Origin of the sequence: Pseudomonas sp. SCPG-7 (assembly GCF_002156405.1) — a bacterium.
Lineage (GTDB): Bacteria > Pseudomonadota > Gammaproteobacteria > Pseudomonadales > Pseudomonadaceae > Aquipseudomonas > Aquipseudomonas parakoreensis.
Window position 1 is genome coordinate 142,248 of the sequence record NZ_MVOO01000010.1, and the last position, 23,419, is coordinate 165,666.

A 23,419-nucleotide genomic window follows, 5' to 3' on the forward strand; every position below is an offset into this window, starting at 1 on the left:
CCCTTCCCACGCACGACGGAACACACCATGGCCTCCGCCAACAAGCAGCAAAAACGCGCCGCCCGGGCCAAAACCAAGGCCAAGCAGAACCGCACCAAACGCGCCGAGGCGCCGCTCGAGCTGGACCCGAACGATGACCGCATCGACTTCGAATCGGTGGACCTGACCGAGCTGTTCAAGAAAATGATCGACGCCGAGAAGATCAGCCAGCAAGCCATGTGCAGCGCATTCCTCGAAGACCCGCTGCTGGAGCTGGTCTACGAGCAGGAAGGCGAAGAAGGCGCGATGGATTTCATCCTCGCCGCGCTGATCGAGTATCGCCAGTGGTCGCAAGAAACCGACGAAGCCGGCGCCCTGGCGTGGATCGAATCCCCGGCCTTCCAGGCCGACTATGTGGCGGCGTCCGACGCGATCGCCGCACACACCCAACAGAAGAACTGAGTTCCCATGGCATCCCTGAACAAGCAACAGAAACGCGCCAAACGCGCCAAGGCCAAAGCCAAGCACATCCGCATGGTCGGCCGTAAGCCGCTGGACCAGGACGACAACCCCGGGCATCTGGACGAGCCGATCCCGGAATACACCCTGGCGATGTTCAGCAAAATGCGCGACGCCGAAGCCGTCAGTCGCAACGAAATGCTGCTGACCCTGCTGCGCGAACTGGCGTTCATCATCGTTGACCATCCAGAACTGCTGGACATGGAAAACGCCGAGAACGAAGGCATGGCCGCCACTCACCTGGCCGCCGACATGCTGATCGACTACCGCATGTGGGCCGACGGCATGGACATCGAAACCGCCCAGGCCTGGCTGACCGAGCCACAGTTCATCACCGATTTCGGGATTGCGCTGGATACTTACGGCAAGTCGCTGGACACCCAGGAAGACAAGGGCGAATAAACCTCGCGCACAAACAAAAACGGCCGCTCGTCATCACTGACAGCGGCCGTTTTGCATTACGCGTGACGGATCAGTTCAACACCACCGCACCACGGTTTTCCAGCTTGCGGCGGCGCGCCACCAGCAGGCCTGCGGCAACGACCATGAGGCTCAGCAGGCCGGTTGCGAGGATTTCCACGCGGTGGGCTTCCTGGAACAGCATGATGGTCAGGGCCGCGACGATGAAGATGATCACCGCGTAGGTCAGGCCCGGGAACAGCCACATGCTGAAGACGATTTTCTCGCCGCGGGCCATGCGTTGTTTACGCATGCGCAGTTGCGAGAACGCGATCACCAGGTACACCAGCAGCGCGATGGCGCCGGAGCTGGCCAGCAGGAATTCGAACACGGCAGCCGGGGCCACGTAGTTGGCGAAGGTGCAGAGGAACGCCGCGCCGGTCGACAGCATCACCGCCCAGTAAGGTGTGCCGCTTTTGTTGACCCGAGTCGACATCGCCGGTGCGTCACCGCGCTTGCCGAGGGAGAACAACATGCGCGACGAGGTGTACAGCGCCGAGTTCAGGCAACTGGTGACCGCGACCAGCACCACGATGTCGACGATCATTTTCGCGTTCGGAATGCCCATGCGCTCAAGCACGGTCTGGTAAGAACCGAGGTTGGCCAGCGTCGGATCGTTCCACGGCACCAGGGCCACAACGATGAAGATCGAGACGAGGTAGAACAGGCCGATCCGCCAGATCACCGAGTTGGTGGCCTTGGAAATCTGCTTGCCCGGGTTCTTCGATTCCGCAGCCGCGATGGTCACGATTTCGGTTCCCATGAACGAGAACATGGTGGTCAGGATCGCACCCAGTACCGCACCCATGCCGTTTGGCAGGAAGCCGCCGGAGTCGAACAAGTGCGAAACGCCGCTGACCTGACTGTTCGGCAGGAAACCGAAGATCGCCGCGAGGCCGAGGATGATGAAGCCGATGATCGCCAGGACTTTGATCAGGGCAAACCAGAATTCGAATTCACCGTAGTTTTTCACGCTGAACAGGTTGGTCACCGTGAGCAACATGGTGATGACCAAGGCAAAGGCCCAGATCTCCACGCTCGGAAACCAGGCGTGCAGGATGGTCGCGGCAGCGTTGGCTTCCAGTGGAATCACCAATACCCAGAACCACCAGTACAACCAGCCGATGGTGAAGCCAGCCCAGTGCCCGATGGCACGGTCGGCGTACGTCGAGAACGAGCCGGTGTCGGGCGAAGCGACAGCCATTTCACCGAGCATGCGCATCACCAGCACCACCAGGGTACCGGCGGCGGCGTAGGCCAGCAGCACGGCAGGGCCGGCGGCAGCGATGGCGTGGCCGGAGCCAACGAACAGACCGGCGCCGATAACACCGGCGATCGACAACATGGTCACATGACGCGGTTTGAGCCCCTGTTCGAGGCCATTGGAGCTTGGGGTACTGCTCATCGAAACTACCTTTGCGAGGAAAGCGATTGCGTCCGACCTGCCTGATTTTCCTTCTCGTAAAAAGAAACCAACAGGGCGTTCCAGATTCTGCACGCAATAAATGCGCCAAAATGTTTCAAACTCTTCTGGCCCGCGGCTTTGAACGCGACCGGACAGTCATCGCAAGTCCTTAAAATTAATGGCAATTCGCCAGAGCGTTACCCTGCGACTCACTTTTCAAGCGAACAGGCGCACCAGAAACACACTGAAAAAGTGTGAGATGCACAATAAAAGGGCGAATCAGGAACGTTCGGCCGGATAGCGCTTCCAACACCCCGCCAAAGCTGGCAACATCGCGCCTTTTTTTACGCAACACCCACGGGCCTGCACGTTCAAACACCCGTTCGGTTGTTGATGGGGCGACAGTCTGCTGTGCCGATGCGACAACCCGCCACACGCCATCCGCTTACCGCCCGTAGCGCTGTTGGCTGCCATTGAAACGCTATGCTAGCTTGGCCGCCTCGCCAGGAAGGCCCGCCAACAGCAGGAGCGCAACATATATGAGGAACGCACATGGCTGAGGCCACGCCCGCGCTTGAAATCCGCAACTTGCACAAACGCTACGGACAGCTTGAGGTGCTCAAAGGCATCTCGCTGACCGCCCGCGACGGCGATGTGATCTCGATCCTCGGTTCCTCCGGTTCCGGCAAGTCCACGTTCCTGCGTTGCATCAACCTGTTGGAAAACCCGCACCAGGGTCAGATTCTGGTGGCCGGTGAAGAACTCAAGCTCAAGCCCGCCAAGAATGGCGAACTGGTTGCTGCGGATGGCAAACAGATCAACCGCCTGCGTTCCGAGATTGGTTTTGTATTTCAAAACTTTAATCTGTGGCCGCACATGAGCGTGCTCGACAACATCATCGAAGCCCCGCGCCGCGTGCTCGGCCAGAGCAAGGCCGAGGCGATCGAGGTCGCCGAAGCGCTGCTGGCCAAGGTCGGCATCGCCGACAAGCGCCACGCCTATCCGTCGCAATTGTCCGGTGGTCAGCAACAACGCGCCGCGATTGCCCGCACGCTGGCGATGCAGCCGAAGGTGATTCTGTTTGACGAGCCCACCTCTGCCCTTGACCCGGAAATGGTTCAGGAAGTACTTAGTGTCATCCGCGCACTGGCCGAAGAAGGCCGCACCATGCTGTTGGTGACCCACGAAATGGGCTTTGCCCGTCAGGTCTCCAGCGAAGTGGTGTTCCTCCACCAAGGGCTGGTGGAAGAGCAAGGATCGCCTCAGCAGGTGTTCGAAAACCCGCTTTCGGCGCGCTGCAAACAATTCATGTCCAGCAACCGCTAACGGAGCAACATGCATGCAGAATTTTAAAAAGGTCTTCCTGGCCGCCGCCGTCACTCTCGCATTCAGCGCCGGGGCCATGGCCGAGACCCTGAAGATGGGCATCGAAGCGGCTTACCCGCCGTTCAACAACAAAGACGCCAGCGGCAACGTGGTCGGCTTCGACAAAGACATCGGCGACGCCCTGTGCGCCAAGATGAAAGTCGAGTGCTCGGTTGTCACCTCTGACTGGGACGGCATCATCCCTGCGCTGAACGCCAAGAAGTTCGACTTCCTGGTGTCCTCGCTGTCGATCACCGAAGAGCGCAAGGGCGCGGTGGACTTCACCGACCCGTACTACTCGAACAAGCTGCAGTTCATCGCGCCGAAAGATAAAGAGTTCAAAACCGATAAGGATTCGCTCAAAGGCAAGATCATCGGCACCCAGCGCGCCACCCTCGCGGGCACCTGGCTTGAGGACACTTACGGCAGCGATATCGAAGTCAAACTCTACGACACCCAGGAAAACGCCTACCTGGACCTGACCTCCGGTCGCGTCGACGCCATCCTCGCCGACAAGTACGCCAACTACGACTGGCTGAAAACCGATGCAGGCAAGGCCTACGAGTTCAAAGGCGACCCGGTCGTGGAAAGCGACAAAATCGGCATCGCCGTGCGCAAAGGAGACCCGCTGCGCGAGAAGCTGAACGCCGCACTGAAGGAAATCGTCGCCGACGGTACCTACAAGAAGATCAACGACAAGTATTTCCCGTTCAGCATCTATTGATCTGACCTGCGGGACCGGCGCCATCCACCGACGGCGCCGGCTCCCGGCCTTGCCTGCCGCGATTTGAAAAGAAATCCATGATTATCGACCTCTACGGATTCGGCCCGGCCCTCGCCGCCGGTGCGCTGATGACCGTCAAACTGGCGCTGACGGCCCTGTGCCTGGGACTGGTACTCGGTCTGCTCGGCGCCTTGGCCAAGACTTCCCCGTACAAGCCGCTGCAGTGGCTTGGCGGCACTTATTCGACCCTGGTGCGTGGCGTCCCGGAATTGCTCTGGGTGCTGTTGATCTACTTCGGTACGGTCAACCTTATGCGTAGCCTCGGTGAGTTTTTCGGTAACCCCGACCTGCAACTCAGCGCCTTTGCCGCTGGCGTAATCGCGCTGGGTCTGTGCTTCGGCGCCTACGCCACGGAAGTGTTCCGCGGCGCGATCCTCGCCATTCCCAAAGGCCACCGTGAAGCCGGTGTGGCGCTGGGCCTGTCGAAATGGCGGATCTTCACCAAACTGATCATGCCGCAGATGTGGCGCATCGCCCTGCCCGGCCTGGGCAACCTGTTCATGATCCTGATGAAAGACACCGCGCTGGTGTCAGTCATCGGTCTGGAAGAAATCATGCGTCACGCGCAGATCGGCGTGACCGTGTCGAAACAACCGTTCACCTTCTATCTGGTGGCCGCAGTCATGTACCTCGGCCTGACGGTGCTGGCGATGACCGGCATGCACTTCCTGGAAAAACGCGCCGCTCGCGGCTTTGCGAGGAGCGCTTCATGAACTGGGAAGTGATCATCAAGTGGCTGCCGAAACTGGCGCAGGGCGCGACCCTGACCTTGGAGCTGGTGGCGATTGCCGTGATTGCCGGCCTGCTGCTGGCGATTCCGCTGGGCATCGCCCGCTCGTCGAAGCTGTGGTACGTGCGCGCCTTGCCCTACGCCTACATCTTCTTTTTCCGTGGCACACCGCTGCTGGTGCAACTGTTCCTCGTCTATTACGGCCTGGCGCAGTTCGATGCGGTGCGCAGCAGCGCGCTGTGGCCGTACCTGCGCGATCCGTTCTGGTGTACCACCGCGACCATGACCCTGCACACGGCGGCGTACATCGCGGAGATCCTGCGTGGCGCGATCCAGGCGATTCCGCCGGGCGAAATCGAAGCGGCGCGAGCACTGGGCATGTCCAAGCCCAAGGCGATGTTCTACATCATGCTGCCGCGTGCAGCGCGCATCGGCCTGCCGGCCTACAGCAACGAAGTGATCCTGATGCTCAAGGCCAGCGCACTGGCGAGCACCGTGACTCTGCTTGAACTGACCGGCATGGCCCGCACGATCATCGCCCGCACCTACCTGCCGGTGGAAATCTTCTTCGCCGCCGGCGTGTTCTATCTGCTGATGTCCTACGTGCTGGTGCGCGGCTTCAAGCTGCTGGAGCGCTGGTTGCGCGTCGATGCCTGCCAAGGGCGTTGAAACTTCCCACGTGCTGACGGGCGAGGAGTTACTCGCCCGCTTCACCGCGCTGGATGATTTTCTTACGGCGCATCAGGCGCTGTGGAAACCTCGTCCGTTCACTCATCTTTCGCTTCCATGGGAAACCGCCTACCCCGAATTGGCTTCGTGGCTACGCGGACGGTCACTGGAAGATGCAGAGCGGGCGCACAACCATCCTGCCGATCTCGTCGATGCCCCGGAGCCGTTCGCCTCTTTGGCGGCGTTGTCGGCTGAGCTGAGCGCAGTGGGTGAGTTGCCGGGACATGCGCTGGAAACTGCAGGCCATCGATTGAATGTCGACGTGCCGGGACGCAAGTGGCAGCAGATTGAAGCGTTCGGCAGCCGTTTGTCTTTCGCCTCGCCGCCAACGCATTGGCTGGACTGGTGTTCCGGCAAGGGGCATTTGGGCCGGCGCCTGCTGGGCGCCGGGCAACAGCTGACCTGTGTTGAATACGATCCGACGCTGGTCGCCAGCGGTCAGGCATTGAGTCAGCGCCATCATTTGCACGCCTTGCATGTCGAGCAGGATGTGCTGGCAGCAGACGCCACAACTGCTTTGAGCGCTCAACACACCCCGGTCGCCCTGCACGCCTGCGGCGACCTGCATGTGCGCCTGATGCAACTGGCGAGCGCTGCCGGATGTCAGCAGATGGCCATCGCCCCGTGCTGCTACAACCGGATCAATCGCGGCGAGTACCACGCATTGTCCTCAGCGGGTTTGCGATCCGCCCTACAGCTCTCGCTCGAAGATCTGGCGCTGCCCATGAGCGAAACCGTCACCGCCGGTGCACGGGTCCGACGTCAGCGCGACACCTCCATGGCCCGACGTTTGGCCTTTGATCTGCTGCAACGACAAGTGCGCGGAGTAGACGAATACTTGCCCACCCCGTCCCTGCCCAGCGCCTGGCTGGACAAAACCTTCGCCGATTACTGCCGCGATTTGGCAGCACTGAAAGAGTTATCCACAGTCGGCACGCCAGATTGGCAGGCACTGGAAGCCGCCGGTTGGCAGCGATTGGCCGAAGTTCGCAACCTGGAATTACTGCGCGGACTATTCCGACGACCACTGGAGCTTTGGCTGATTCTTGATCGAGCCATTTTCCTCGCCGAACAGGGGTACGTCGTACGACTCGGCACCTTCTGCGACAGCTCGCTGACGCCGCGTAATTTTCTGCTGCTGGCCGAACGCGCCTGAAACTTTTACAGCCTGTGGATAACTCTGTTGATGGTTTTCCCGTGGATCCAATATCCACGGCCATTGCATGACCAAAACAGCATTGGTCATTTTTTGTTCATATTGATAAAAAACCTGTAAAACAGGGCTTTGCACACAAAATGAGAATGTGTCCACAAAATCCCCTGCAACGCCAAGGTCGCGCCGACCCGTTGTGCATAAGCTTCCAATCAAAAGGACATAAACGGGGGAAATGGGTGCTTGAACAGCGCAGAAATCCTGCCAACACTCGCCCGCTGGATTGACGTCGAACAGCCCGATTTTGCGGCTTAAAACCCAGCGACATAGCCCATGCCGCGCCTGATACAGCGCGTGCGTAAAAATAGTCTGAATTCAGGGGTTTACAGAACCCACCCAATCGCTATAATCGTCGCCCACACGCCGGTATAGCTCAGTTGGTAGAGCAACTGACTTGTAATCAGTAGGTCCCGGGTTCGACTCCTGGTGCCGGCACCATACAAAACGAAGCCCCTGCAGAAATGCAGGGGCTTTGTTGTTTCTGGCGTTTGAATATGAAAAGCGCAACAGCTGAGTGATCATGACTTTGACCCTGAGGTTATGAGCGCTCACCCTATCTAAAAGATCTTTGCTGTAGATCGCGGCAACCCACACAAGACCGCCTGACTTCATCAGCGCAAAAGGCCTCCCCATGGAGCAAAGCCAACAATCTGCAGACACGCCATTCAGCACCTTGTCAGCAGTTGAGATATCGAACTCCCCCACCGACAAAATTCAAATAAGCGAACGCTGAAGATCCGTCACAAGTTGATACGCGAAGTTGATTTTGACGCAGAGCTTTGCGCATAAACTCGCCGCCGACAACATGGAACAGGGAGTCAACTGATGTCTACATGCAAAAAAGCCTTGGAAATCCGCGAAGCATTTGAGGAGGCCGGAAACGCGCTCTCGTTATTCATCGATCTGTGCACATCTGATATTCAACTCACCCAACGCAGCATACTGGCCTTGTCGGCTTATGGCAGAACCTGCATGAACACCTTTGAGGACGCCGAACGCTGGTTGCGCAGTCAAGACGAGGCACGAGCCAACGTCCTCCCTGAACAGACCAAAGCAGGGAAATAAGGGACAGACCACTTTTTGAGCTGAGACTGTGGTCTGACTCTATTTTTCCCCACCTTATTTTGCTCGTGTCACTACGGAGCTTAGGTTGGCGAAAACGCTTTGAGAAACCCCGGCCTTCCTTTGCTCTTCAGTGGCCGCCGAGAGCGGCAGCAGCGTTACGCGCGAGGCCTTTCCAGCCATCATCTGACGTACAGATTCCATCACGTCCGTCTGAAATCGCCCTAGTTCATTTGCCATGCCTTTTTTTCGCCTTCAGCTATTTTCTCCAACGCACGCTTGCTGAACTTATGCAGCTTGAACCGAAAGCGAAATCCGCCTTCCAAGTTGCTGCAACGCACGCTCAACATTCTCGATTTTGGAGTGATGCAGAAAATCTACCAAGCGATCGACCTGAGGCCGTTGTACGCCGAGACGACGTGCCAACTCGGCCTTGCTTAAACCTGACTCCAAAAGCGTATTCCACAGAGCAACCTTTGCTGCAGTCAGCGCAGGCAGACGCAATACGACGTCACTTGCCTGTTCTCCTGCCTGCCCGGTCGGAATCAAGCGGCGATCATCAACGTATATCGAGAGCGCCGTCTCGATTGCATCAATGGCGGTGTCCAACGCTTGCTCGAGGGTGTCGCCAACGGCGTGCATCTCAGGAATTTCTGCGCAGGTCAGCCAGACACTGCCCGGCTCTTCGTGAACTTCCAACGCATATTCGAACATCACACTTCCTCAGATGGGTACAGCCGGGTCTCAATCCTTGAGGCCCAGCTGCTTGATTATCGATTTTCTCAACCCTTCGCCCATTTCCTTGGCTCCATGGTCGGGAAACACAGTTGATTTGCCATTCAAGGAAACCTTGAAGTGACTGCCCTTGCCGGTTTGAAACTCAACGCCTTGGGCTTTCAACCATCGCCGAAACTCGCTGTACTTCATGTGCATCACTCGCCGTTTCGGTAAAGCGAATGTGCAACATATTTGCTGCGATCGCAACATAAGTGTTGCACTACACAGAGATGGCAACGGCCACCACCTGGCCACGATTGCGCCCCCGTCCTCCGCAAGCTACCGTCAAACCCGTCGCTGCCAATTCAGCGACCGGGCCTGAGAACCCGCGTAAGATACAGGCGCACCAGCGCCTAAAATCACGATTGCCGGCGCTTTTTTGTGTCCGCACTCACGTGTAATGGCGGCTGTGCGTGGGAGACCTTCGGGTCTGCCGGGTTCCTGTATCTCCGGTTTCTCAGCCTGCGCATAGCTGTCACCCTTTCGCCTGAGAACGAAAATGGCGGCTCTCATTTGATACAGGGAGTTCACAAATGAATGCCATCGATCCATCCGTAATCCGCCGCGCTGCCACACCGGTCACCTCACACCACGCCTTACGTACGGCAGGTGAAGCGAAATGACCGACTACCTCGATTTGAAAACCCCAGGCCTCACGCACTTTTCCTTCCAGGCCAATCAAGCGCTGTTCCGCACCAATCGTGGTGTGCCATTAATCGCCGCCCTTTCGCACGCCTCACACTTGCTTCACATCTCGAAGCTACTCACTGCAGATTCCACAGTCTCTCGCGACCCTGATCTTCACGCTTATGCCTCACAGTATTTGCAGGAATTGAGCAAGGCGCTGATCGATGATGTCGTGAAAGTGATGGATGCGCCGCCGGACAAGCCGTTGATGTAAATCACCCACATGAAGCCCTCGTTGATGCGAGGGCTTCTTGTGTTTCAAACCTGACTGATCTCAAACACAAACGAAATCCTGCGTTGACTCGCACTCCACACATACCGCAAATGCTTGCCCTGCTTCGGAATCGATACCGCCGGCGGCCGAAACGCGGCGACGCATTCATGGCCCGGCAGACGAACGCTGTTGTAGAGCAGGCCCCAGGATTCAGACTCGCGCAGTTGTCGGGCAAACGCCTGTGACGGGCCATAGGCTTCCGGATCGGGTTGATGCAAATGTGCAAAACCATCACGAACATCGTGCAGCGGCTTAACCACACGATTGACGTAAGTACGCATGGTCAACTCAAGATCCGCTTCGTTGGTGGCCGCGAGGAAACGTTCCTGGTGATAGCAGGTTTCGGCGATGGCCGCGGCCTGGCTGCTGGCGGCGTAGTAGACGCCGAAGGTGCCATCGGTGAAGCGGCTGCTTTTGCCGATGTGGGTAAACGCCGCCATCACCGGGGTTGAACCGGGGCCGGAGAGCCGATCTTCGGGGCGCACGCGGGCGAGGACGCCGGCCTGCTCGATCAGGCGATCATTGGTCAGTGCTTCCAGCGCGTAGGCGACTTCCAGGTCTTCGGGGTCGAGCACGTCTTCGAACAACGCAATCGGCGGGAAGCTGCTGTTGACGATCCGGTAGGCCTTCGGCCATTGCGGCTCGGCCAGCGGCGGGGCCTTCAACCGCGCACCCCGTCGAGGTAGCGGCGTACGTCGGCGATGTCGACCACCCTCCCCGCCAGCATGTAATCCAGCGCGGTCCGGCCATTGAATGGCGCAGCCGTGTTGGGGCTGCTGACCCATGTATAGGCGCGCTCGCGGCTATTGCTGAAGATGATGCTCAGCGCCTTGTGAATACCCATCAGGTAGGAGATCCGCTCAAGGGTGTCGTTAGGCAGACGTATGTTCGGCAGGTGTTTGTACTTGTAGAACGTGGTGTTGCCGACGCCGCCCAGCAGCGTGCGCTGCTGCTCGGCGTTGCAACCCCAGCGCTCCATGAGGTTGAAGAAGAACTTCAGCGCGACGCGCCCGGCCTCGGGGACGTCGAGTTGTTCACGCGGGGTGAGGGCTGGGGATGAGGTAGGCATAGACGCCTCCTGATTTTTTGTCTTAGCTGAAGACTAGTACATAACTGTAATTTTTTTGAGTTTTGATACACAAACGAACAATCGTAACTATCAACGCATAGACGCCGGAGTTAAGCCCGGCTGATGTATTTCTGCGCTATTTAAACAATTCTGAATGGCTCCCTAGATCCACAAACGTGATCAGGTCTGGGCGCGTGTTCTCGTAAATCATCAGAAAATCGCCACCGATATGACACTCGCGGAATCCAGACCAATCTCCAGTCAGCGCATGATCCAGATATTCTGCCGGTAACTGCTGCCCCAAAAACAACATCGCCATCACCTTCCGGACGTCGTTCATGTCTCGCCTTCCGGCGCGGTTATAACGATCCCAAGACTTCTTGAATTCAGAAGTCTGCGCACACTGTTTAGGCCGATCAGCGCGTTTTTGCGTTTTCTCCGGTTTCGCCATCAGCAGTCCTCAGCATGTCGTCTATCGAGTCGAAACGCTGACGGATTTCTCGTGCTTCCATCATTGCGCGGGCCGTTTTCTCTGATGGAACTCGCACCTCGAAGGGAAGCCCCTGAGTGGCAACAACCTGCCGCAGAAAAAGTCGCATGGCGTCGCTAATGCTCAGCCCGCAAGCGTTCAAGACTTCAGTGGCACGCGCTTTCAAATCCTCATCAATGCGGCAGCGCACATCGGTAGTTTTCAGTAGTGCAGCCATTTCCATTACCTCATCGTGATTTTGTAGCTACATAAGCGCTACCTCTACATTGTTGTCGGAGGGATCTTCGTCGGTCAACGCGAAGTTGATAGGTGGTTATCTACCGCCATGGCTCGCATGCCAGACGACCATTTCAACTCCTTTGACAGGTAGGTGCTATCAGCTGAATCGTTACTTTTCCTGAGACCTATCTGCGCATGACGCAGGGAAAAACCCCGGATGATGTAAGCTGTTTCTCTTCAAAAAAAATCGTCCCACGCACCAAAACCACGCACTTTTCTTGACCCCAATCACCCCCACGTCATCAAAAATCCCGATCCTGTGTCAGCTTCCAGCCATCGGCAGGGACATCAATTCGCTACTAAACCCGCGACAACTATGCTCAGGTGCTGGAATATAGCCGGCATATGACGCCGGACCGGCAGTCTCGTAAACAACAATACCCAGCCCACTTCAGAGGGCATTACCCATGGATAGCAGAACCTTACGCAACCTCATGCGCATCGTGCAGACCGGCTCGTTGTCGGCCGCAGCCGAACATTCGTGCCTGACTGTGCAGGCCCTGGCCGCGCAGTTGAACAAGGTCGAAGAGCAGTTCGGTTTCCGCTTGTTTCGACGTTCCAACAAAGGGTTGACGCTTACGCCGCAAGGCACGGAGCTGACGCCCTACATGGACAAAGTGCTGATTGCCACGCGACAGATGGAAGAAAAGGTCGAGGCGCTCAAGGTACCCGGCCAGCGCACATTGAAGGTTGCGTTGAACAACACGTTGTCGTCTGACTTCAACCGGCGAATGATCGGACGCCTGATTGAGGTGTTTCCCGATTACCAGATGGAATTCAGCTACGCCGAGTCGATGGAAAACCTCAGCAAGCTGAAGAATGAGGACTTTGACCTCGCGGTGCTGATCGGCCCGCAGCGGCCGGGTTTGCCGAGCATTGTTTTGCCGGATGTGCAGGTGCAGGTGGTCGGTGCCCATTGCGGGCAGGAAAACGATCCACTGACGTTGCTGGGCAACAAGTTTCAGGTGCGTCCTGCGGAAGATTGTCCGTATTCCCACAGCTTCCTGCGTTTTCTCGACGCCGGACTGGGCAATCACGAGAACGGTCAGCGCATGGTCTATTCCTGCAGCGAGACCCTGACGCTGTCGTTGATCACGCAGATGGACGCAGTCGGCATGGTGTCGCGTGAGGCCGCGCAAAAGAACGGCCTGACGATCTTCCCCGGTTTCGAGGATTTTCTCGAAGTGCGTCTGGCGGTGAACAACCCGAACCTGTCAGGCCAGGCCCTGAACGACGTGGTCGATCTGCCGCTACATGAACGAGCCGAGCGCAATGTACGCAGCCGTCCCAACCGCCACACTGAGAAAGAGGTTTTTGCTGAAATACGCACATAGCAACGTCGGAATGGCTGCATAAAATTCCGGGCGATCGAGCTGTAGGTGCTGATCCTTGATCAACAAGGGTGTCAGGCTGATCGCAGCGACGATCGCCACCGGCAGGTATTCCAGCGCCCGCGCAACGAATGGCGGCCAGTGCTCGGTGTTGACTTGCAGCGGCAGCGCGCGTGGCAGGAAGGTCACGGCCATCATCAGCGCGACCACCAGGATCAGGAACGTTTGGTCAGGCATACACCCACTCCGCAGCCCACAAACGTGGCGATGAATACGTTGAATGGCGAAGTGCCGACCAGGCTCAGCGCGCCCATGCAAACGACGGCAGCCGCGGCGGCGATGAGTTTGTTGCGGGTGTTACACAGCGACACCAGCACGTAGAGCATCATCGCGGTCAGTGCGTAGTCGAGCTGATATTTGATCAGGTGCGATGCATATTGCGCGCAGACGGCACCCAACAATCCGCCCAGCACCCATGAGGTGTGGCAGAACAGGTTGAAGCCGATCAGGTAACGGATGTTGACCGGCGCGCCGGTGCCCAGCTTGACGCTGTGAAACGCGAAGGATTCGTCGGTCAGTCCACCGGCGTAGGCCCAGCGTTCCATGCGGCTCAGGCCCAATGCGCGCAGGGCCTTGGCCATGTACACCGACATCAGCATGTGCCGCGCATTGATCAGGAAGGTGGTCAATACGATGGTGGTCAGCGAAGCACCGCTGGAGATCAGCGCCAGCGCGGCGAATTGCGAAGCGCCGGCGTAGACGAATAAACACATCGCCACCGGCAGCCACATCGGCAGCCCGGCATTGACGGCCATCAGCCCGAACACGAATGACACCGTGAAGTAACCGGCCACCACCGGGCTGGCTTCGGCAAACGTGCGCGATGGCTGATGGGCAGCCATCAGCGGCGCACTGCCGGACGTTTCATTCATAGATCCCTCTCAAATGTCCGCTCGCCGTGGGGTTCGCAAAAACCCTGGGCAGTCCAGAATCGCTTGCCCGCGAGGTTAGCATCGTCGACGAACAGAAACATCCGTAATACACCGACCCGTTTCATGTCGGACGACGCCGCTTCCACCAGCCGCTGGCCGACGCCCTGGCTGCGATAGCGTGGGCTGACAGCCAAGTGGTTGATGGTGCCGCGACTACCAAGCATGCCGCCGAGCACCGCACCGACGATCTCGCCCGCGACATCGAAGGCCAAATAGGCCGTGGTGGTCTTCTGGATCAACACGCCGCGCAGGCATTTGGCATCCTGCCATTCGCAGAACGACACTTCGTCGAACTGGCGGAAGAAGCGCTCCATGCGCTGCGCGTCCTTGGCGGTGGCGCGTCGCAGCACCACCGGCGTCGAGCACTCGACGCCATCGATTGGGGTGATCTGATTAGCGAACAATGTCGAAAGCGGTCCCGGGCCGCGAGAAGGAAATCGCCAGAATCTGCCGGTACGCCATGGCATGCGTGTGAGGGTTGCGCGCGGGGGTCACGTAGTGGCGCATATCGCGGTCAAGGAAGTAAGTGGTGTCGAGAATTTCCTGGTAGGTGGTCGACGCCAATTGATGCTCGTGGATATCGTAAAGACGACTCTCGGCACCCTCGACATTGTTGCGTCCCCAGAAGTGCACGCCGCTGAACGGATAACCGTCGCAGTGAATCCCTTCCGGGGTGATTTCCAGTTGCTTGCCGGGTTTGATCTCGATGCGGATCTGATGGATCTGGCACTGCCAGATTTCATCGTGCAATTCTTCCGGCAGCACGCTTTTGTACACTTCAAAATCGGTGTCGATCAGGCTGCGCATCACCGGCGAAGTGATCACTTCATCAGAGAAGTCCTGAAAATGCCGCACAACACCGCCCACATAGGCGTTGTTCTCCTTCGACTGCACGTAGGCGCGATGCTCGAGTTGCTTGAGCTCACGTGTTTTCGGGTTGTATTCAAAGTCGCTGTAACGACGGTAACGCATGCCGGCTTCGGCCTGACCGTAGTAACTGTCAGGCTCCATGTTTTCCCAACTTTTGGTCAGTCTGACGAAGTCGGCAAAATGACCGTAGAGATTGAAGTCACCACCCTGGACGTTGACATATTTGTCGCGCCGTAGCGATTCGCCCACTTCTCTGTTCAAAACGATCATTACCAAATTCTCCGCTGCGTTGAGCGGCCTAATCTATTAGGTGGAGAATTTGCGTCCATGAGAAAGAATTTCAGGCATTTAAAGCGCTGCTTGAAACGGTACTTGAAGACGCTTCAAAACAACTTTTACGTGACAAAAACACGGGTTTTTTACGGTTTTTGCGAAAAAGACGTCGAAAAAAAACCCCGAGCCAGTCGGGGTTTTCTCATGTTTCTTACACCGGATCGTTCATCAGAAGATGTTGATCGGGTAGTCCACGAATACACGCAGCTCGTTGCCGCTGACGTTGTACTCGCTGGATTTCTGCGACACGCGCAGGATCGAGCTGCGCAATTTCACGCTCAAGTCTTTCGCCGGACCACTTTGTACGACGTATTTGACCTGGTTGAAAATCTCGCGCTCGGTGCCGCCTTCGCTGGTGGAGGTGGTGATGTTGTCGCCACGCACATAAGCGAAGTTGTAGCTCAGACCCGGTACGCCGAATGCGCCGAAGTCCAGGCCGTAGCCCAACTGCCAGCTGCGCTCGTCTTCTGCGTTGAAGTCCGACCAGTAGGAGTTGGCCAGGTAAATGGTGTTGCCACCGTCACCGACACGACCTTGCTCTTTCTGATAGCCGCCGTAGGCGTAGCCCAGGTTGCTGTCGCCGGTGGAGCGCTGATGCGCCACGGTGAACGAGTGCGGGCCGGTGGCGAACGTTGCTGCCAGGCTCCAGATCTTGTTGTCATCACCGGTAGCGCCACTTTCGCGGACGTAAGAGTCGTCCAGCTTGGTGCGATAGCCGTTGAAGTCCAGGGTCAGGGACTGATCCTTGTCGATCGGGAACACGTAGTTGGCGTTCACGTATTGCTTCTTCAGCACGTCTTCGACGTCGGAAGCGTACAGCGCCGCCTTGAATTGTTCGGTGAACTGATAGCTGCCGCCCAACACGTTGATCGCCTTCAGACCACCGCTGTCACGGCCTTCAGCGCTTTTGCGCGACTCGGCAGTGAAACGACCGGCGTCCAGTTGCAGGCCTTTGATCTCTTTGGAAGTGATCAAGGTACCGGTGTAGCTTTCCGGCAGCAGACGCGAATTGTCATAGTTCAGCACCGGCAGGGCCGGCATCTGGTCACCGTAGGTCAGCACGGTGTTGGACAGACGGAATTTGACCGCAGCGCCGCCCTTGGACAAGTCATTGGCAGGCTTGCCGCTGTCGCCACGTTTGAAGAAGTCGATACCGCCGGCACCGCTGCGATCTTCGCTGCGTTCCAGGTTCAGGGCGTACAGGCCGAAAGCATCAACACCCACGCCGATGGTGCCTTGGGTGAAGCCGGACGAGAACGTACCGATAGCTGCTTGGCCCCACTCGGATTTGTCCGCGTTGCCGTCTTTGTAATCACGGTTGATGTAGGCATTGCGCAGCAGCACTTTGAGGCTACTGTCTTCTACAAAACCCTTGGACTCGGCCTGGCCGTCAGCCATGGCCTGTGTGGCACTCAACATCCCCAGTGCGATCAGACTGATTCGCTTGTTCAACATTTTGTTTTCCTTATTACGGGTTGAAACGCGCTGTGTCGAACGGCTGAAACGGCGCTATTGCACTCTTTTTTCACCCCGAAACAAAAAGACCCGCCCACGGTAAAACCGTGTCGGGCCCTTTTATTATTTTTGAGTCATGGCGGTTGGCCACAGGCGTTGGGCCGAATCGTAGCCGCGCCCTCAATAATGTGTCAATTTCAAGAATCGTCTTTAAATAGGTAAAAATCGTCTAAGAATCGTAAATTTTGCGATAGCGCATTGCTCGGAAATGCGCTTAACCAGTGAATCCGGCGCGATTACGCGCAGCCATCGAGATCGCATAGCGCGGGGGATGGAGCCGGCTCATCGGCCACAACCGCTTGCCCTAACCAATCAGCAAAGGCCTGCGGTTTACCTAACCACGGGCTGATGTCGATCAAGGTGAATTGCCCGTCCTGCTCCAGCGCCAATGTCGGAAAGCCCTGGCCGCCGAGTCGGGCCAGCAACGCGCGACTGGCTTTTACCTGCGCCTGGGGATCAACGGACTTAAACACCATCACGAAAGTTGTCTGTACGTAACCCATCTGCGCCGCGACATCGAACAGTACAGACTCATCGGCAATCCGCCGCCCCTCCACGTAATGAGCGGTCTGCAAACACCCGAGCATCTGCAAACCGCGACCGTCGATGGACTCTGCCGCCATGACCGCAGCGATGGGTGGCGTTGAGTCGAACACCGCTGAGTGATCACGCAACAGACCTTCGAAATACGCTTCGCCAAACGGCTGCCCGGTATATTCGGCGATGCGCCGGTCGTGAGGCATGACGTAATCGCGCAGTTGCGGCGAAACACGCTGGCGATTCGCGCCGCTCATCATTCCGCCCGCATGGGCAACGACCGGCAGCACTTGCTTCGCCGCTTGCACCAACGGTTTGGCGCCGTAGCACCAGCCGCACAATGGATCGTAAATGTAGTGAAGGATCATGAGAGAACTCCGGCAACCAAACGGGGAAAATCGATGGCGGCAGATTATCCCTGCGTGCATTGGGGAAAAACGCCGGAATGGCTCTCAGACTGTTTCGCGAATCGGTCGAATGGGTTGCCTTGTTCGGCTACCGCTTCAAGCCCCCTCCCACAGGTTCAATGTTCGCCATGGTTTTCCATCGCGCATAAAAAAGCGCCGCCATCCCGGCAGCGCTTTTACCAATCCTTGTTGTTTTTCTTATCCTTGCATCACAGCCCACAACGCTTCCAGTTCGGCCTCGCTGAACAGGTCAGCGGGATAGCGCTCAATCATCATCCGGCGCGGATCAGGTTCCCTGATCTGACGCGTTCCATTGGACTTCAAAAAGTGCGCGACAATCTGGAGCGATTCGCCGTTTACGGCCATGGGATGCGAATTCCGCTCGCTGATTACGTTCACTTCGGCGTTCATTTCAGCGCTCTCTCCCCGTTCGTGAGCGGCTAAGTTATCCAAGGTATATGACAGAACTGTTGAAGTTCCCCCCCTCCCTAGTGCGCGGTATCCGATACAAGAGCTATGCCAAGGTTTCCGATTTGTCGACAGGCGGATACAAAGAAGCCCGCGGTCCAGCAGGACCGCGGGCTTCTTCGCACCCATCGAAAATAACTTGCTGCCCGGGTGATTTATTAATCAACTCAGGCTGTTACGTCTCAACTCACTCTTTGTGCGGAGCTGGCTGCTGTTGGGTAAGGCAGTGAATATTGCCGCCGCCCAGTAACAATTCGCGGCCCGGCACCATCACCACTTCGTGCTGCGGGAACAGCTTCTGCAGGATTTCCCGCGCAGGCGCGTCCATCGGATCGTCGAAGCTCGGCGCGATGACGCCACCGTTGACGATCAGGAAGTTCACGTAGGAACCGGCCAGGCGCACGGAAGGGTTGCGCTCCTGCGTACCGTCCACCGGATCGACACCGGCGCACTCTTCTTCAGTCGCGTACAGCGGCCCTGGAATTGGCATCTTGTGCACCGTGAATGGGCGGCCCTTGGCGTCGGTGCTGCTTTGCAGCACGTTCATTGCGGCCTGGCAGCGCGGGTAATTCGGATCCTGCGGATCGTCGGTCCACGCCAGCAATACTTCGCCCGGGCGCACGTAGCAGCAGAAGTTATCCACATGGCCGTCGGTTTCGTCGTTGAACAGGCCATCCGGCAACCAGATGATCTTATCCACCGACAGATTGTCACGCAGCACCGCTTCGATCTCTTCGCGACCCAGATGCGGATTGCGGTTGTGGTTGAGCAGGCACTCTTCGGTGGTGATCAGCGTGCCTTCACCGTCGACGTGAATCGAACCGCCTTCCAGCACAAAACCTTCGGTGCGATAACGCGGGCTGCGCTCGATTTCGAGGATCTTGCCACCGACCTGCGAATCACGGTTCCACGGCGAATACAGACCGCCTTCAAAACCGCCCCAGGCATTGAAATCCCAGTTCACACCGCGTACTTCGCCGCTGTTGTTGATGACGAAAGTCGGGCCGCTGTCACGCACCCAGGCGTCATCGCTGGACATCTCGACCACCCGAATATTCGGTACATCGAGGCGTGCACGAGCGTTCTCGTACTGACCGGCCGACACCGCGACCGTCACCGGTTCGAACCGCGCAATGGCTTTGGCCACGGCCGCATGCGCGGCTTGCGCCGGCTTGCCACCCAGGCGCCAGTTGTCCGGACGCTCGGGCCAGATCATCCAGGTCTGGGTCTGCGGCGCCCACTCGGCCGGCATGTAGAAGCCATCGTCACGCGGGGTACTTTTCAAGGTGGTCATCGGATCAGGACTCCAGGGAACCGTCGAGGGGATGCGAAGCAATGGCGACTTTATAACCGATAAATATCGGCATTAAAAGCCAACAAACATCCAGACATCTAAAATCAAACAACTATTATCGATATAAATCTGAATCTCTGTAGGAGCTGCCGCAGGCTGCGATCTTTTGATTTTGAAGAGCCAGATCAAAAGATCGCAGCCTGCGGCAGCTCCTGCAGGGGTCTGGTTTAGAGGCCTTCCTCGAGCACCCGATCCAGCATGTCGACAAAGAAATCCACACTGCGCTGCGAGGTGACCATCGGCGGTTTGATCTTGAGAATGTTCAGGTCATCCCCGGTCGGCTGCATGAAGATCCCCAGCTCGCGCAGGCGATCGCACAACAGCGTGGTCTCCTCGGTGGCCGGCTCCAGCGTCTCGCGGTTGCGGATCAGCTCCACCCCCAGATAGAAACCCGAACCATGCACCGCGCCCACCAGCGGATGTTTATCGATCAAGGCTTCCAGGCGCGCCTTGAAATGCCCGCCCACCACCCGGGCGTTTTCCCAGAGCTTTTCTTCTTCCATCACATCCAGCACCGCCATGCCGATCTGGCAGCTCACCGGACTGCCGCCGGCCGACGAGAAGAAATAACCTTCCGCTTCCAGTGCCTCGGCGATTTCCCGACGCGTAATCACCGCGCCCAGCGGCTGGCCATTGCCCATGCCCTTGGCCATGCAGATGATGTCCGGCACCACGCCTTGCTCTTCGAAGCCCCAGAAAACGTGACCCATGCGCCCATATCCGACCTGCACTTCATCGGCGATGCACACCCCGCCCTGGGCCCGCACCAGCGCATAGACCTGTTTCAGATAACCGGGCGGCAGGGAAATCCCGCCGGCGTTGCCATACACCGGTTCACAGATGAAACCGGCCAATTGGCGCTCCTGCGCGGCGATATGCGCCAGTTGCGTTTCGACGCTGCGTACATAATCCGGCGCAGAATCCAGGCCACGGAATTCGCCACGATAGAGGTTCGGCGCAGTCACCGGATGTACCCAGTCCGGGCGGCTTTCCAGCGCTCGCGGGTTGTCGGCAACCGACGTCGACACCGCATCGGCGCCGACCGTCCAGCCGTGATAGGCCTCCAGCACGCTGAGCATGTCGCGGCCGCCGCTGTAGGCCCACGCCAGCCGGATCGCCAGGTCGTTGGCCTCGCTGCCACTGTTGACCAGAAACACCCGGTCCATGCCTTCCGGCGCCAGCTTCAGCAAGCGTTCGGAAAACTCCGCCACCGCCGCATAGTTGAAGCGCGAGTTGGTGTTGAGCAGCGACCACTGTCGCGCCGCCACCTGCGCCATGCGCGGATGACCATGGCCGAGCACTGCGACGTTGTTGAGCATGTCGAGGTAGGAACGGCCCTGCATGTCGATCAGGTGATTGCGCCAGCCACGCTCGATGCGCGGCGGGTCGACGTAATAATGTTTTTGCGTGCGGGCGAAACTGGCGTCACGTCGTTCGAGCAGGGATTTGGCGTCCAGCTCCGGTTCGGCATCGCAGGCCAGCCCCAGCAGCGTGGCTGGCGAAGGACACAACGCCTGCCATGCGGCCGCGCGCGAAGGGCTGCAGAACAACGGCGCATCCAGCGACGCAACGCGGCTCAACTGCACCTTCAACGGGCCATCGACCGACCCCAGCACCTGACCTTTGACCAGCGCCGCGCCACCGTGCAACGAGGCGCTCACACCCCACAGGCGCACGCTGAGCTGGGGTCCGTCGAGTTGCAGCACACCGTCCGCCGCGCCATGCAGCACACCGGCAAACGGTGCTTCCACCGCCGCACCCTGCGGCACGCGCAACTCAACGTGCAGCGGGAACGTCTGGGGCTCGACCGCACTGTCGGGGCGCGTCTGCGACAGGCGATATTGTCCGTAACGGCTCGCCGCCAGACCATGCGCGGCAGCGGCTTCGGTCAGCAGCTGTTGATCAATGCCCGGTTGCTCCCAGTTGCCCGCTTCGAAATGCGGACTCAGGACGCCAAGATCGATCAGCGCAAATTCTCGCCCGACCAGTTCCGGCAGCAGCGGCGCGAAACCCTCACCGCCGATGGCCGGCAGCGGCTGGCCGACCGCCGTGAGAATCGCCGCCTCCATCAGCGCCAGCGGCACTGAAGTCGCTACGTGGAAGATTTCCCACTCATGTTCAAGGTTGTCGCGGCTATAGGTGTTGCCCGGATCGATGCTGACCTGTTGCTCGCCACTGAGCACCAGCACCGCCGCCCGCGCCACGATCAACGGCCACAACGCCAGCAGCTCTTCATGTTGCAGCGGATTGACCGCGTGATAGGCCTGCACCGCCGGCAGAATCACAAACGGATCACCCCCGGCATGGTGCAGCAGCGCCGCGCACGTCACCGACAGGTCAGTGATGCGCCAGGTGCGCACCAGATCACCGAAGTCGATCACGCCCTGCAATTGCCAATGACGCTTGGCATCGCGTTGCCAGACGGCATTATCGTCGGTGATGTCCATGTGGATCGCCTGCACCGGCAGCTTGTCCTGCAGCGGCTGCAAGCGACGTTCGGCCTGCTCGGCGGCGCCCGCGATCAGTGCGCGCTGGCGTTCATCCTTGATCACCGGCAGCAGGTGGCTGATCAACGCACTGGCATGGCGCGCGTCCCATTGCAGCGTGCGCTGCAGGCCCGGGTGATCGAAGCCGGCCAGGGCCAGATCCATCTCGCCACACAGCCGACCGAAACCGGCCACCACGTCGTGGCCCAAGTGATCAAGATGCGTCAGCGGCTGACCTTCGATGTAGTCCAGCAATCGCACGTGCACCGGCTCGCCGTCGGCTTCCAGCGACAACAGATCCGCGCCATTGCTGGCAGGGATCACCCGGGGTACGTGCACTGACGAGTGTTCGGCAAGGTACTTGAGGCCTGCATGCTGAGCCTGCAACTCGACCAGTGCATAGTCGCCGCGGCAGATTTTCAGGACAAAGCGCCCACGCTCGCTGTCGACCCGATAGTTCAGATCCTGCTGACTGCCCAGCGCCTGTAACGTGCCGCTGAGCCCGTAATGCTCCGCCAACCACTGCCGGGCCTGCGCCTCAGAGACCTGTGGGCTGGGCAAACTGGCGCGATGAATCAACGTGGCGAGCGGCATGGGACGACCCCTGAAATTTTATTAGGCGCCTATATCGCCATTGCTGCAGACGATGCGCAACCCCCGACCGGAGATATTCAGGCGCTCGCATCCGCCGGCACTTTGCGCAAGAATGTCGGCCATTCACACCTATCTGGACAACCTCATGAATGTAATCACCACCGATCTGCCCGGTGTTCTGATCATCGAACCCAAGGTATTTGGTGACGAGCGCGGCTACTTCTACGAGAGTTTTAACGCCAAGGCATTCCAGGAAGCGACCGGCCTGGACACTCGGTTCGTTCAGGACAACCACTCGCGCTCACAGAAAGGCGTGCTGCGCGGCCTGCATTACCAACTGCAGAACACTCAAGGCAAACTGGTTCGGGTCACCGCCGGTGAAGTGCTTGATGTGGCGGTGGACATTCGCCGCAGCTCGCCGCACTTCGGTCAATGGGCTGCCGTACGCCTGTCGGCTGAAAACCACCGTCAACTGTGGATCCCGGAAGGTTTTGCCCATGGTTTCGTGGTGCTGAGCGAATTCGCCGAATTCCTCTACAAAACCACCAACTACTACGATCCATCGTCCGAGCGCAGCATTCGTTGGAACGACCCCGCACTGGGCATCGACTGGCAACTGGACGAAGCGCCGAAGCTGTCGGCCAAGGATCAGGTCGGCGCGCTGCTCAAGGACGCTGACGTCTTCGCCTGAGCCTAGGCATAATGCGCCTG

27 protein-coding genes and 1 tRNA gene are annotated in these 23,419 nt (G+C 58.4%); 12 read left to right on the top strand and 16 right to left on the bottom strand.

The window, feature by feature from the left end; genetic code table 11:
• The first annotated feature begins 27 nt into the window (after positions 1–27).
• Both B1722_RS19250 and B1722_RS19255 read left to right on the top strand, forming a co-directional pair.
• Positions 28–441 carry a hypothetical protein gene (locus B1722_RS19250; protein ID WP_041071360.1) on the top strand — a complete coding sequence of 138 codons (414 nt, stop codon included), beginning with the start codon at positions 28–30 and terminating at the stop codon, positions 439–441.
• Positions 442–447: 6 nt separating this feature from the next.
• Positions 448–900 carry a hypothetical protein gene (locus tag B1722_RS19255; protein WP_041071357.1) on the top strand — a complete coding sequence of 151 codons (453 nt, stop codon included), beginning with the start codon at positions 448–450 and terminating at the stop codon, positions 898–900.
• Between the two features lie 70 nt (positions 901–970).
• On the opposite strand, the gene gabP is transcribed toward B1722_RS19255, so the two are convergent.
• Positions 971–2,362 (bottom strand): GABA permease, encoded by a 1,392-nt coding sequence (gene gabP, locus B1722_RS19260; RefSeq protein ID WP_041071354.1) that lies wholly within the window; start codon positions 2,360–2,362, stop codon positions 971–973.
• Between the two features lie 552 nt (positions 2,363–2,914).
• Between gabP and B1722_RS19265 the strand changes: the two genes are divergently transcribed.
• The 7 genes from B1722_RS19265 to B1722_RS19295 all read left to right on the top strand — a co-directional run bounded on the left by B1722_RS19265 (position 2,915) and on the right by B1722_RS19295 (position 8,248).
• A complete protein-coding gene (locus B1722_RS19265; RefSeq protein WP_041071351.1) occupies positions 2,915–3,688 on the top strand; it encodes an ABC transporter ATP-binding protein in 774 nt (257 codons plus the stop codon).
• Positions 3,689–3,701: 13 nt separating this feature from the next.
• On the top strand, positions 3,702–4,451 hold the full coding sequence (locus B1722_RS19270) for an ABC transporter substrate-binding protein (RefSeq protein WP_041071347.1): 750 nt from the start codon (positions 3,702–3,704) through the stop codon (positions 4,449–4,451).
• A 77-nt stretch (positions 4,452–4,528) separates the two neighbouring features.
• The gene (locus tag B1722_RS19275; RefSeq protein ID WP_007961693.1) at positions 4,529–5,224 is read left to right on the top strand and encodes an ABC transporter permease; all 696 of its coding nucleotides are present in this window, start codon (positions 4,529–4,531) and stop codon (positions 5,222–5,224) included.
• On the top strand, positions 5,221–5,910 hold the full coding sequence (locus tag B1722_RS19280; protein ID WP_003220713.1) for an ABC transporter permease: 690 nt from the start codon (positions 5,221–5,223) through the stop codon (positions 5,908–5,910). The genes B1722_RS19275 and B1722_RS19280 overlap by 4 nt, the downstream gene beginning before the upstream one ends.
• Positions 5,891–7,126, top strand: coding sequence for a methyltransferase (locus B1722_RS19285; RefSeq protein ID WP_041071342.1), 1,236 nt, complete (start codon positions 5,891–5,893; stop codon positions 7,124–7,126). Before B1722_RS19280 ends, B1722_RS19285 begins: the two co-directional genes overlap by 20 nt.
• A 419-nt stretch (positions 7,127–7,545) precedes the next feature.
• Positions 7,546–7,621 (top strand) — tRNA-Thr (locus B1722_RS19290).
• A 387-nt stretch (positions 7,622–8,008) separates the two neighbouring features.
• Entirely contained in the window at positions 8,009–8,248 is a 240-nt protein-coding gene (locus tag B1722_RS19295) for a hypothetical protein (protein ID WP_041071339.1), read from the top strand.
• A 285-nt stretch (positions 8,249–8,533) separates the two neighbouring features.
• Here B1722_RS19295 and B1722_RS19300 read toward each other — a convergent pair whose 3' ends face one another.
• Both B1722_RS19300 and B1722_RS19305 read right to left on the bottom strand, forming a co-directional pair.
• On the bottom strand, positions 8,534–8,959 hold the full coding sequence (locus B1722_RS19300; RefSeq protein ID WP_041071336.1) for a type II toxin-antitoxin system HicB family antitoxin: 426 nt from the start codon (positions 8,957–8,959) through the stop codon (positions 8,534–8,536).
• A 30-nt stretch (positions 8,960–8,989) separates the two neighbouring features.
• Complete coding sequence (locus tag B1722_RS19305; protein ID WP_041071532.1) at positions 8,990–9,172, bottom strand: type II toxin-antitoxin system HicA family toxin; 183 nt, start codon at positions 9,170–9,172, stop codon at positions 8,990–8,992.
• Positions 9,173–9,641: 469 nt separating this feature from the next.
• On the opposite strand from B1722_RS19305, the gene B1722_RS19310 reads away from it, so the two are divergent.
• A complete protein-coding gene (locus tag B1722_RS19310) occupies positions 9,642–9,923 on the top strand; it encodes a DUF3077 domain-containing protein (RefSeq protein WP_041071333.1) in 282 nt (93 codons plus the stop codon).
• A 44-nt stretch (positions 9,924–9,967) separates the two neighbouring features.
• Here the strand turns inward: B1722_RS19310 and B1722_RS19315 are convergent, their stop codons facing one another.
• From B1722_RS19315 to B1722_RS19330, 4 genes are all read right to left on the bottom strand, one after another.
• Complete coding sequence (locus tag B1722_RS19315; protein ID WP_041071330.1) at positions 9,968–10,648, bottom strand: RES family NAD+ phosphorylase; 681 nt, start codon at positions 10,646–10,648, stop codon at positions 9,968–9,970.
• On the bottom strand, positions 10,645–11,052 hold the full coding sequence (locus B1722_RS19320; protein ID WP_041071327.1) for an MbcA/ParS/Xre antitoxin family protein: 408 nt from the start codon (positions 11,050–11,052) through the stop codon (positions 10,645–10,647). The genes B1722_RS19315 and B1722_RS19320 overlap by 4 nt, the downstream gene beginning before the upstream one ends.
• Positions 11,053–11,188: 136 nt before the next feature.
• Entirely contained in the window at positions 11,189–11,503 is a 315-nt protein-coding gene (locus B1722_RS19325) for a type II toxin-antitoxin system YafQ family toxin (RefSeq protein ID WP_041071324.1), read from the bottom strand.
• Positions 11,469–11,759: a type II toxin-antitoxin system RelB/DinJ family antitoxin gene (locus tag B1722_RS19330; RefSeq protein ID WP_034151912.1), complete on the bottom strand. Its 291-nt coding sequence runs from the start codon at positions 11,757–11,759 to the stop codon at positions 11,469–11,471. Before B1722_RS19330 ends, B1722_RS19325 begins: the two co-directional genes overlap by 35 nt.
• Before the next feature lie 469 nt (positions 11,760–12,228).
• Between B1722_RS19330 and B1722_RS19335 the strand changes: the two genes are divergently transcribed.
• Complete coding sequence (locus B1722_RS19335) at positions 12,229–13,155, top strand: LysR family transcriptional regulator (protein ID WP_007961685.1); 927 nt, start codon at positions 12,229–12,231, stop codon at positions 13,153–13,155.
• Here B1722_RS19335 and B1722_RS19340 read toward each other — a convergent pair.
• From B1722_RS19340 to B1722_RS19380, 9 genes are all read right to left on the bottom strand, one after another.
• A complete protein-coding gene (locus B1722_RS19340; RefSeq protein WP_003220702.1) occupies positions 13,072–13,389 on the bottom strand; it encodes an AzlD domain-containing protein in 318 nt (105 codons plus the stop codon). The genes B1722_RS19335 and B1722_RS19340 overlap by 84 nt on opposite strands.
• The gene (locus B1722_RS19345; RefSeq protein WP_027611235.1) at positions 13,368–14,084 is read right to left on the bottom strand and encodes an AzlC family ABC transporter permease; all 717 of its coding nucleotides are present in this window, start codon (positions 14,082–14,084) and stop codon (positions 13,368–13,370) included. The genes B1722_RS19340 and B1722_RS19345 overlap by 22 nt, the downstream gene beginning before the upstream one ends.
• The gene (locus B1722_RS19350; RefSeq protein WP_008080517.1) at positions 14,081–14,458 is read right to left on the bottom strand and encodes a GNAT family N-acetyltransferase; all 378 of its coding nucleotides are present in this window, start codon (positions 14,456–14,458) and stop codon (positions 14,081–14,083) included. The genes B1722_RS19345 and B1722_RS19350 overlap by 4 nt, the downstream gene beginning before the upstream one ends.
• A 79-nt stretch (positions 14,459–14,537) precedes the next feature.
• Entirely contained in the window at positions 14,538–15,284 is a 747-nt protein-coding gene (locus tag B1722_RS19355) for a 2OG-Fe dioxygenase family protein (protein WP_041071315.1), read from the bottom strand.
• A 231-nt stretch (positions 15,285–15,515) separates the two neighbouring features.
• Positions 15,516–16,802, bottom strand: coding sequence for an OprD family porin (locus B1722_RS19360; RefSeq protein ID WP_041071313.1), 1,287 nt, complete (start codon positions 16,800–16,802; stop codon positions 15,516–15,518).
• A gap of 296 nt (positions 16,803–17,098) precedes the next feature.
• Positions 17,099–17,767 (bottom strand): DsbA family protein, encoded by a 669-nt coding sequence (locus B1722_RS19365; RefSeq protein WP_086793961.1) that lies wholly within the window; start codon positions 17,765–17,767, stop codon positions 17,099–17,101.
• 237 nt (positions 17,768–18,004) lie between these two features.
• On the bottom strand, positions 18,005–18,217 hold the full coding sequence (locus B1722_RS19370; RefSeq protein WP_086793963.1) for a hypothetical protein: 213 nt from the start codon (positions 18,215–18,217) through the stop codon (positions 18,005–18,007).
• Positions 18,218–18,461: 244 nt separating this feature from the next.
• Positions 18,462–19,568, bottom strand: a complete 1,107-nt coding sequence (gene aguA / locus B1722_RS19375; protein WP_041071302.1) for an agmatine deiminase — start codon at positions 19,566–19,568, stop codon at positions 18,462–18,464.
• A 227-nt stretch (positions 19,569–19,795) separates the two neighbouring features.
• Positions 19,796–22,708: an aminotransferase gene (locus B1722_RS19380; protein ID WP_086793965.1), complete on the bottom strand. Its 2,913-nt coding sequence runs from the start codon at positions 22,706–22,708 to the stop codon at positions 19,796–19,798.
• A 145-nt stretch (positions 22,709–22,853) separates the two neighbouring features.
• Between B1722_RS19380 and rfbC the strand changes: the two genes are divergently transcribed.
• Positions 22,854–23,399 (top strand): dTDP-4-dehydrorhamnose 3,5-epimerase, encoded by a 546-nt coding sequence (gene rfbC / locus B1722_RS19385; protein WP_041071527.1) that lies wholly within the window; start codon positions 22,854–22,856, stop codon positions 23,397–23,399.
• Positions 23,400–23,419 lie beyond the last annotated feature (20 nt).

Bases quoted from the DNA above. Each gene is read 5' to 3' on its own strand.
- B1722_RS19250 (WP_041071360.1), top strand. From the start codon at position 28: ATGGCCTCCGCCAACAAGCAGCAAAAACGCGCCGCCCGGGCCAAAACC.
- B1722_RS19255 (WP_041071357.1), top strand. From the start codon at position 448: ATGGCATCCCTGAACAAGCAACAGAAACGCGCCAAACGCGCCAAGGCC.
- gabP (WP_041071354.1), bottom strand. From the start codon at position 2,362: ATGAGCAGTACCCCAAGCTCCAATGGCCTCGAACAGGGGCTCAAACCG.
- B1722_RS19265 (WP_041071351.1), top strand. From the start codon at position 2,915: ATGGCTGAGGCCACGCCCGCGCTTGAAATCCGCAACTTGCACAAACGC.
- B1722_RS19270 (WP_041071347.1), top strand. From the start codon at position 3,702: ATGCAGAATTTTAAAAAGGTCTTCCTGGCCGCCGCCGTCACTCTCGCA.
- B1722_RS19275 (WP_007961693.1), top strand. From the start codon at position 4,529: ATGATTATCGACCTCTACGGATTCGGCCCGGCCCTCGCCGCCGGTGCG.
- B1722_RS19280 (WP_003220713.1), top strand. From the start codon at position 5,221: ATGAACTGGGAAGTGATCATCAAGTGGCTGCCGAAACTGGCGCAGGGC.
- B1722_RS19285 (WP_041071342.1), top strand. From the start codon at position 5,891: ATGCCTGCCAAGGGCGTTGAAACTTCCCACGTGCTGACGGGCGAGGAG.
- B1722_RS19295 (WP_041071339.1), top strand. From the start codon at position 8,009: ATGTCTACATGCAAAAAAGCCTTGGAAATCCGCGAAGCATTTGAGGAG.
- B1722_RS19300 (WP_041071336.1), bottom strand. From the start codon at position 8,959: ATGTTCGAATATGCGTTGGAAGTTCACGAAGAGCCGGGCAGTGTCTGG.
- B1722_RS19305 (WP_041071532.1), bottom strand. From the start codon at position 9,172: ATGAAGTACAGCGAGTTTCGGCGATGGTTGAAAGCCCAAGGCGTTGAG.
- B1722_RS19310 (WP_041071333.1), top strand. From the start codon at position 9,642: ATGACCGACTACCTCGATTTGAAAACCCCAGGCCTCACGCACTTTTCC.
- B1722_RS19320 (WP_041071327.1), bottom strand. From the start codon at position 11,052: ATGCCTACCTCATCCCCAGCCCTCACCCCGCGTGAACAACTCGACGTC.
- B1722_RS19325 (WP_041071324.1), bottom strand. From the start codon at position 11,503: ATGGCGAAACCGGAGAAAACGCAAAAACGCGCTGATCGGCCTAAACAG.
- B1722_RS19330 (WP_034151912.1), bottom strand. From the start codon at position 11,759: ATGGCTGCACTACTGAAAACTACCGATGTGCGCTGCCGCATTGATGAG.
- B1722_RS19335 (WP_007961685.1), top strand. From the start codon at position 12,229: ATGGATAGCAGAACCTTACGCAACCTCATGCGCATCGTGCAGACCGGC.
- B1722_RS19340 (WP_003220702.1), bottom strand. From the start codon at position 13,389: ATGCCTGACCAAACGTTCCTGATCCTGGTGGTCGCGCTGATGATGGCC.
- B1722_RS19345 (WP_027611235.1), bottom strand. From the start codon at position 14,084: ATGAATGAAACGTCCGGCAGTGCGCCGCTGATGGCTGCCCATCAGCCA.
- B1722_RS19350 (WP_008080517.1), bottom strand. From the start codon at position 14,458: ATGGAGCGCTTCTTCCGCCAGTTCGACGAAGTGTCGTTCTGCGAATGG.
- B1722_RS19355 (WP_041071315.1), bottom strand. From the start codon at position 15,284: ATGATCGTTTTGAACAGAGAAGTGGGCGAATCGCTACGGCGCGACAAA.
- B1722_RS19360 (WP_041071313.1), bottom strand. From the start codon at position 16,802: ATGTTGAACAAGCGAATCAGTCTGATCGCACTGGGGATGTTGAGTGCC.
- B1722_RS19365 (WP_086793961.1), bottom strand. From the start codon at position 17,767: ATGATCCTTCACTACATTTACGATCCATTGTGCGGCTGGTGCTACGGC.
- B1722_RS19370 (WP_086793963.1), bottom strand. From the start codon at position 18,217: ATGAACGCCGAAGTGAACGTAATCAGCGAGCGGAATTCGCATCCCATG.
- aguA (WP_041071302.1), bottom strand. From the start codon at position 19,568: ATGACCACCTTGAAAAGTACCCCGCGTGACGATGGCTTCTACATGCCG.
- B1722_RS19380 (WP_086793965.1), bottom strand. From the start codon at position 22,708: ATGCCGCTCGCCACGTTGATTCATCGCGCCAGTTTGCCCAGCCCACAG.
- rfbC (WP_041071527.1), top strand. From the start codon at position 22,854: ATGAATGTAATCACCACCGATCTGCCCGGTGTTCTGATCATCGAACCC.